5 protein-coding genes are annotated in these 7386 nt (G+C 72.7%); 4 read left to right on the top strand and 1 reads right to left on the bottom strand.

The features are described from left to right. Nucleotides 1–2: 2 nt before the first annotated feature. Nucleotides 3–1406, bottom strand: coding sequence for a class II fumarate hydratase (locus VR44_RS17385; RefSeq protein WP_045948427.1), 1404 nt, complete (start codon nucleotides 1404–1406; stop codon nucleotides 3–5). Between the two features lie 108 nt (nucleotides 1407–1514). Between VR44_RS17385 and VR44_RS17380 the strand changes: the two genes are divergently transcribed. The 4 genes from VR44_RS17380 (at nucleotide 1515) to VR44_RS17365 (ending at nucleotide 7210) form a co-directional block, all read left to right on the top strand. After that, entirely contained in the window at nucleotides 1515–3044 is a 1530-nt protein-coding gene (locus tag VR44_RS17380; RefSeq protein ID WP_045948425.1) for a ricin-type beta-trefoil lectin domain protein, read from the top strand. Nucleotides 3045–3367: 323 nt separating this feature from the next. Next, entirely contained in the window at nucleotides 3368–4570 is a 1203-nt protein-coding gene (locus VR44_RS17375; protein WP_045948424.1) for a PqqD family protein, read from the top strand. 366 nt (nucleotides 4571–4936) lie between these two features. Beyond that, complete coding sequence (locus tag VR44_RS48445) at nucleotides 4937–6655, top strand: tetratricopeptide repeat protein (RefSeq protein ID WP_052713661.1); 1719 nt, start codon at nucleotides 4937–4939, stop codon at nucleotides 6653–6655. A gap of 15 nt (nucleotides 6656–6670) precedes the next feature. Then, nucleotides 6671–7210: a flavin reductase family protein gene (locus VR44_RS17365; protein ID WP_052713660.1), complete on the top strand. Its 540-nt coding sequence runs from the start codon at nucleotides 6671–6673 to the stop codon at nucleotides 7208–7210. Nucleotides 7211–7386: the final 176 nt, after the last annotated feature.

Raw genomic sequence — 7386 nt, 5'->3', positions numbered from 1 at the left:
GGTCAGGGGCGGGTCATGCGCAGGACGTCCAGCGCCTCGTCCAGCTGCTGGAGGGTCAGCACGCCCCGGTCGACGTAGCCGGACTCCAGGACGACCTGGCGGATGGTCTTGCGTTCCGCGAGCGAGCGCTTGGCGACCTTGGCCGCCTCCTCGTACCCGATGTAGCGGTTGAGCGGGGTCACCACGGAGGGCGAGGACTCGGCGTACTCCCTGGCCCGCTCGGTGTTGGCGGTGATCCCGTCCACCGTGCGGTCGGCCAGCAGCCGGCTCCCGTTGGCCAGCAGGCGGATGGACTCGAGGAGGTTGCGGGCCATCACCGGGAGCATCACGTTGAGCTCGAAGTTGCCGGCGGCGCCCGCCACCGCGACCGCCGCGTCGTTGCCCGTCACCTGCGCGGCGATCATCAGGAGGGCCTCGGGGACGACCGGATTGACCTTCCCGGGCATGATCGAGGACCCCGGCTGCAGATCCGGCAGATTGATTTCGGCCAATCCGGTGCGCGGTCCGGAGGCCATCCAGCGCAGATCGTTGCAGATCTTGGTGAGCGAGACGGCGATGGTGCGCAGCATTCCCGAGGTCTCCACCAGGGCGTCCCGCGCGCCCTGGGCCTCGAAGTGGTTGCGGGCCTCGGTCAGCGGCAGCCCGGTCGTCCGCGCCACCTCGGCGATCACGGCCGCCGAGAACCCGGGCGGGGTGTTGATCCCGGTCCCGACGGCGGTACCGCCCAGCGGCAGCTCGGCCAGCCTCGGCAGGGCGGCCTCCAGGCGCTCGATCCCGTAGCGGATCTGGGCCGCGTACCCGCCGAACTCCTGGCCGAGGGTGACCGGGGTGGCGTCCATCAGGTGGGTGCGCCCGGACTTGACCACCCCGGCGAACTCGGCGGCCTTGCGCTCCAGGGCCAGTTCCAGGTGGCGCAGGGCCGGGACCAGGTCGTGGGTGACGGCGGCGGTGGCTGCGATGTGGATGGACGAGGGGAAGACGTCGTTCGAGCTCTGCGAGGCGTTGACGTGGTCGTTGGGGTGGACCTCGCGCCCGAGCCGCTCGCCGGCCAGGGTGGCGATCACCTCGTTGGTGTTCATGTTGGACGAGGTGCCGGAGCCGGTCTGGAAGACGTCGACGGGGAAGTGCTCGTCCCAGCGGCCCTCGGCGACCTCCGCCGCCGCGGAGCGGATCGCCGCGGCGGTCTCCTCGTCCAGGACCCCGAGCTCGGAGTTGACCAGGGCGGCGGCCGCCTTGATGCGGGCCAGGGCCTCGATGTGGGCGCGTTCGAGGCGCTGCCCGGAGAGCGGGAAGTTCTCCACCGCGCGCTGGGTCTGGGCGCGCCACTTGGCGTGGACGGGCACCCGTACCTCACCCATGGAGTCGTGCTCGGTCCGGAACGCCGTGGACTTCTGATCGTCGGTCATCTTCACATCCTCCTCGGAAAGTTGAGCAATTGTCTTGTTCGGACTGTTCCCATCTCCCCTACCGGCCAGTAAATACCGGGGGTAACACCGCTATCGGGGAGGCAGTACATGGCTCGTTCGCATGCGAAACCCAGGCTCAGATGTACATTCGCCGCGGTCGCGGCGGCCCTGGCCGCCCTCGGGGGCGTCACCGCCATCACCCCCATGGCCGAAGCGGCCCCCGCCGCATCCGGCTCGATCACGCCCCTCTCACCGGAACTCGAAGCCATCCGCGCCGCGGAAGCCACCAAGATCTACGGGGATCCCGCGATCCGCCCCCTCGCCGAACGCAAGACCGGGCTCATCTCCCTCGGCGACAGCGAGATCTCGGGCGAGGGCGTCGGCAACTACGACCCCGCCACCAACACCTCCGCCAACCAGTGCCACCGCTCGCCGGACTCTGCGATCCACCGCACCGGCATCCCGGCCGACCTGACCTTCAACGTCGCCTGCTCCGGCGGCTACACCGGCAACATCCGCATCGGCGGCAGCAAGCAGTACGCCGACGAGCTGGTGCAGAGCGACAACCTGGCCATCAAGGCCCGCAACACGAAGATCAAGATGGTGGTCCTGGTCGCCGGAGCCAACGACGACCTCCAGTTCGGCCCCGTCATGACCGACTGCGTCACCCGCTGGGTCCTCAGCCAGGGCACCTGCGAACCCAAGTACGGCCCCGGCTGGCAGTCCCGCGTCGACGGCCTGGTGCCCAAGGTCGAGGCCACCATCGGCGACCTCAAGACCGTCATGCGCGACGCCGGCTACGCCGACTCCGACTACAAACTCGTCGTCATGGGCTACCCCAGCCCCATCGGCCCCGACTTCAACGACAATCCGGACTTCCCCGGCAAGCTCCCCGGAGGCTGCGCCGGCTACGACTCCGACGCCGCCTGGGGCCGCAACTACGCCGTCCCCACCTTCGAGAAGGGCATGCGTGCCGCAGCCCTCGCCGCCGGCGCCACCTACCTGGACAACTCGCGGCTCTTCCACGGCCACGAGGTCTGCATGGAGGACACCTGGGCCCGCGGCCTCTACCTCGACCTCGGCGACCACTTCCCCTGGGACGAGAACACCGCCCGCCAGTCCTTCCACCCCAACTACCGCGGCCACGGCGCCTTCGCCTCCTGCCTCACCCAGCTCTACGCCTCCGGCCTGCGCGAGGCCTCCTGCGCCGACCCCGCCAGCACCGGAACCCCCGTTCTCCAGGCCGGCGCCTGGGACGACCTCTACAAGCCCCTGAAGAACGAGGCCACCGGCAACTGCCTCGACGCCTCCGGCGGCTCCAGCGCCAACGGCACCAAGGTGACCGGCTGGGACTGCCACGGCGGCCGCAACCAGGACTGGTGGTACGACACCGCGAACAAGTCCCTCCACGTCGGACTCACCCAGGACCGCTGCATCGACGTCCCCGGCGCCGCCTACGCGGCCGGCACCGGCCTCATCCTCTGGAACTGCCACGGCGGCGCGAACCAGCAGTTCGTCCGCGACGGCGCCGCCCTGCACCCCGCCGCCGCCCCCGCCCTGTGCCTGACGGTCGCCGCCGCCCACGACCCGCTGCGCCTGCAGCCCTGCAACGGCTCGGCGGCCCAGCGCTTCGCGTAGGACCACGCTCACGCGCGGCCCGGCCCGCACCCCGCGTCAGCCCGCCCCCAAGCGGTTTTGGCGGCGGTTTGGAGAACTTCTGGAGCGGGTCAGCAGCATGGAACGCGTCCAACCCCCACCCACCCTCCGAAGGAGGTGCTTCGAGATGAAGAAGATCCAGATCCGCAAGGCCGGTCCGGTCCGCCTGACCTCTTCCGCGTGCTCGCACTACCCGAGCCCCGCGTAACAGCACCCCGGGCGCGTTCGAGCAAGGGGCGTCCCCGCGCACTTCGGGGACGCCCCCACCGGTCCGGGCCCGGCCGACGAGAGACGGAGCCCCCGCCATGGCGGAGCCAGGCCACACCAGCACGGACGACACCCCGCTGGCGCTGCATCCGCTGGTCTACCTGCAGGACGGCGACGAGGTCACCATCGGACGCCGCGACACCGAGTCCTACGCGATCTTCCCGCCCGACGGCGCCGAACTCGTCCGCCGGCTCCAGGAGGGCGCCACCCCCGCCCAGGCCGCCGACTGGTACGAGGCCGAATACGGCGAGCGCGCCGACGTCGCGGACGTGGTCGAGGCCCTGCACGAGCTCGGGTTCGTGCGCACCGAGGGCGAACCGGAACCGGTCGCCGGACCCGTGCGCTGGCAGCGGCTCGGCCGGGCGGCCTTCTCACCCGCCGCCTGGACCGCGTACGGGCTGATCGTCGCCTGGGCCGCGGTCAGCGTCATCCGCGACCCCGGCCTCCTCCCCACCCCCGGCGACCTCGTCTTCAGCCACTACTACGCGGTCATCACCCTCGTCCTGTTCGTCGTGGCGGTCCCGCTCATCGCCGTCCACGAGATCTTCCACGCGCTCGCCGGACGCCGCCTGGGCATCCGCTCGCGCACGAGGATGTCCTACCGCTTCTACTTCCTCGTCGTGGAGACCTCCCTCGACGGCCTGGCCGGGGTGGAGCGCCGCAAGCGCTACCTGCCGATCCTCGCCGGAATGGTCGCCGACGTCGTCCTGATCGCCCTCGCCGTCATCACGGCCGGCCTCGTGCACGGACTGACCGGCCGCGTCTGCCTGGCGATCGCCTTCACCACCTTCATCCGGCTGCTCTGGCAGTTCTTCCTCTACCTGCGCACCGACATCTACGTCCTCATCACCACCGTCCTCGGCTGCGTCGACCTGCACACCACGGCCGTGCGCATGCTCGCCAACCGGGTCAACCGGCTGCTGGGACGCACCGACCGGCTCACCGACGAGTCCCTGTGGCACCCCGTGGACCGGCGGGCCGCCCGCTGGTACTCCTGGCTGTTGCCCATCGGCTACGCCATCAGCCTGACCACCTTCCTGTGGGGCGTCGGACCCGTCTTCCTCGCCATGACCTCGGCCTCGCTCGACCGCTTCGGCACCGGCCACTCGACCTGGGTCCAGCTGACCGACGCCGCCGTCTTCCTCGTCCTGACCTTCGGCCAGATCGCCTTCGCCCTCTGGCTCGCCGCCAGGGAGCGCCTGCGCAGCCGGCGGGCCCGGCTCCACCACGTCATCGCCTGACGGGACCACCCCCGGCGGGCCTCTTCCGAAAGGCGGGCCCATGACCGGGCACCACTGGATCTCCGCACCCCACCGCCCCGCCCGCGCCGCCCTGCTGGCCGGCCTCGACCTGCCGCCGCTCCTGGCCTCCGTCGACGCCCACCGCCGGCTGCGCTGGCCGGCCGCCACTACATCGAGCTCCAGGAGAGCACGCCCGAACTGGCCCCGCTCGTACCGCCGGTCACCCACCACATCGAGGAGCAGTCCACGGCCGGCGAGGTCAGCCGCTACCCGGCCCGCCTGCACTCCCTGCGCGTCGCCCACGGCATCGTCGACTTCCTGCTCACCGCCCTCGCCGACGCCGAGCGGGGCCCGCGCACCCTCGTCGTGGAGAACGTGCAGCACGCCGACGTCACCGACCAGGAGTTCCTGGCCGCCGCCCTGCGCCGGATCCCGCCGGAACTGCTCACCCTCGTCCTGTGCACGGGCACGGCGGAACTCCTCGACCCGCCCGGCTTCCCCTCGCTCTCCCTCCCGGACGCCCTCGCCGCCCACACCACGAAGACCGCCGCCGCCGAGGACGCGGTCCCGGCCCCGGCCGCGGACACCGGCCCCGAGGCGGTACGCCGCTACGTGCAGGGCGACTGCACCGACGACGACCCCGCCCTGGCCGCCGCCTACGAGGCCCTCCCCGAAGCCGTGCGCACCGCCCTCCACGACGCCCGCGCCGCCGAACTGGCCGAACGGGCCGAGGAACGGGAGCCCTCGCTGCGCCTGGGCGCCCTCCCCTTCCACCTGGTGCGGGGCAGCGACCGCGACGGGGCCGGCGTCGAGGCCCTGCGCGCGGCCATGCTGCGCTGCAAGTACCTGGGCTTCTACCACCTCGCGGCCGAACTCGGCGACGAGGGACGGCGGCTGACCGACCCGGAGCGCCGCCCCGAACCGTGGTGGATCTTCATCCGGGAATCCGGGGTGTGCCTCGCCGCGGCCGGCCGGCCCGACGAGTCCGCCGTCCTCCAGGAAGAGGCGCGGACGGCCACCCAGAGCCCCACGCACCACATGAAGCTGGCCTACGAGATCGGCATGCTGTACGCCCGCCACTACCCCGAGGAGCGGCGCGACCCCCGCCGGGCCCGCGCCTGGGTCAACACCGCCATCTCCATCGCGGACCTGCTCCCCGACCCCAAGGAACGCGCCTTCTACTCCGTCTTCAACCGCAACGGCCTCGCCCTCGTCGAGGTCCGCGACGGACGCCCGGACGAGGCGCTGCGCCTGCTCGACCAGGGCATCGAGCGCCTGAACCGGGAACTCGGCCTCGGCGAGCGCACCTGGCACCAGGTCGGCCTCCGCTACAACCGCGCCCAGGTCAACAGCATGGCTGGCCGGCTGGAGGCGGCCCTGGAGGACTACGGCGAGATCATGGACGCCGACGACGACTTCGCGGACCACTACTTCAACCGCGGCAACATCCTGCGCAAACTGGGCCGCCTGGACGAGGCCATCGCCGACTACGAGCGGGCCCTCTCCCTCGAAGCCCCCTTCCCCGAGGCGTACTACAACCGCGGCGACGCCCGCCTGGAACTGGGCGACACCAACGGCGCCCTCGCCGACTTCGCCCGCACCCTGGAACTCGACCCGGACAACCGGGAGGCCCTCCTCGCCCGGGCCGGCCTGCTCGCCGACCTCGGTGAGCCCGAGGCCGCCCTGGCGGACGTGACGGCAGGCCTGGCCCTGGCCCCCGACCACGCGCACCTGCTGTGCCTGCGCGGGCGCCTGCTGGCGGAGGCGGACCGGACCAAGGAGGCGGCCGAGGCCCTCGACGCGGCGCTCGCCGCCGACCCGGGGCTGGCCGAAGCCTGGGCGGTCAAGGGCGAACTGGCCTACGGGGAGGGGGACCTGGGAGCGGCCGTGGCCGATTTCGACCGGGCGGTGGAGCTGGCCGACCGGCCCGAGTTCCGCTTCAACCGGGCCGTGGTCCACGAGACGGCCGGCGCCTTCGCCCGGGCCGCCGAGGACTTCGACGCCGTGTACACCGCCACCGCCGACCCCGACGCGGCCGAACGCCGGGACGCCTGCCGGCGCGCCGCCGAGCACAGCGCCGTCTGAGCCGGAGCGCGGCCGATGAGCGTGCGGCAGCGGGAGGAGCGCCTGGAGCGGCGGGGGAGCGGGGAGCCGCGGCAGCCGGACGACCCCGCGGCCCGGTTCACCGAGGCCATGGCCCGGCTGGTCTCCGGCGTGGCGGTGGTCAGCGCGCGGAGGGCCGACGGGAGCCCGTGCGGGCTGCTGGTGTCCTCCGTCAGCTCCTACAGCGTGGCCCCGCCGTCCGTCATGCTGGCCCTCGCCCGCGGTTCCCGTACGTTCCGGGCCATGGACGCACGGGTGGGCACCCCCTTCGGGGTGCACCTGCTCGGCTCCGCCGACGAGGCCCTCGCGAAGGTGTTCGCGGGGCGCGCGGAGGACAAGTTCGCGGGCGTGGCCTGGGACTGGGACGAGGGCAGGCCCCGCATCGCGGGCGTCCCGGTCTACCTCAAGTGCCGGGCCGCCGCGGTGTTCCCGCACGGGGACCACGTGGTCCTGCTGGGCGAGGTCGCCGACTGCACCCTGACCGACGGCGCCCCGCTCGTCTACTACCGCCGCCGCCTCGACTGGCGCCTGGCCTAGGGAGCTCCCGAGCCAGCCCGGGAGCGCGCAACGGACACCGCGACACAGGCCGGCCCACCGCACGGCCGACACGAGCCGGCCCACCGCACGGCCGGCGCGGCGTCGCGGACACCTCGCGGGGGCCGGCCGGCGTCGCCCGCTCCCCGTCGGCAGTCCGGTCGGTGTCGGCCGTTCCC

Origin of the sequence: Streptomyces katrae (genome assembly GCF_000966975.1) — a bacterium.
Lineage (GTDB): Bacteria > Actinomycetota > Actinomycetes > Streptomycetales > Streptomycetaceae > Streptomyces > Streptomyces katrae.
The sequence above is the reverse complement of the archived record's forward strand: the minus strand, read 5'-3'. Positions and strand labels throughout refer to the sequence as shown.

Excerpts from the sequence above, each read along its gene's own strand:
- VR44_RS17385 (WP_045948427.1), bottom strand. The coding sequence starts at position 1,406 with ATGACCGACGATCAGAAGTCCACGGCGTTCCGGACCGAGCACGACTCC.
- VR44_RS17380 (WP_045948425.1), top strand. The coding sequence starts at position 1,515 with ATGGCTCGTTCGCATGCGAAACCCAGGCTCAGATGTACATTCGCCGCG.
- VR44_RS17375 (WP_045948424.1), top strand. The coding sequence starts at position 3,368 with ATGGCGGAGCCAGGCCACACCAGCACGGACGACACCCCGCTGGCGCTG.
- VR44_RS17365 (WP_052713660.1), top strand. The coding sequence starts at position 6,671 with ATGAGCGTGCGGCAGCGGGAGGAGCGCCTGGAGCGGCGGGGGAGCGGG.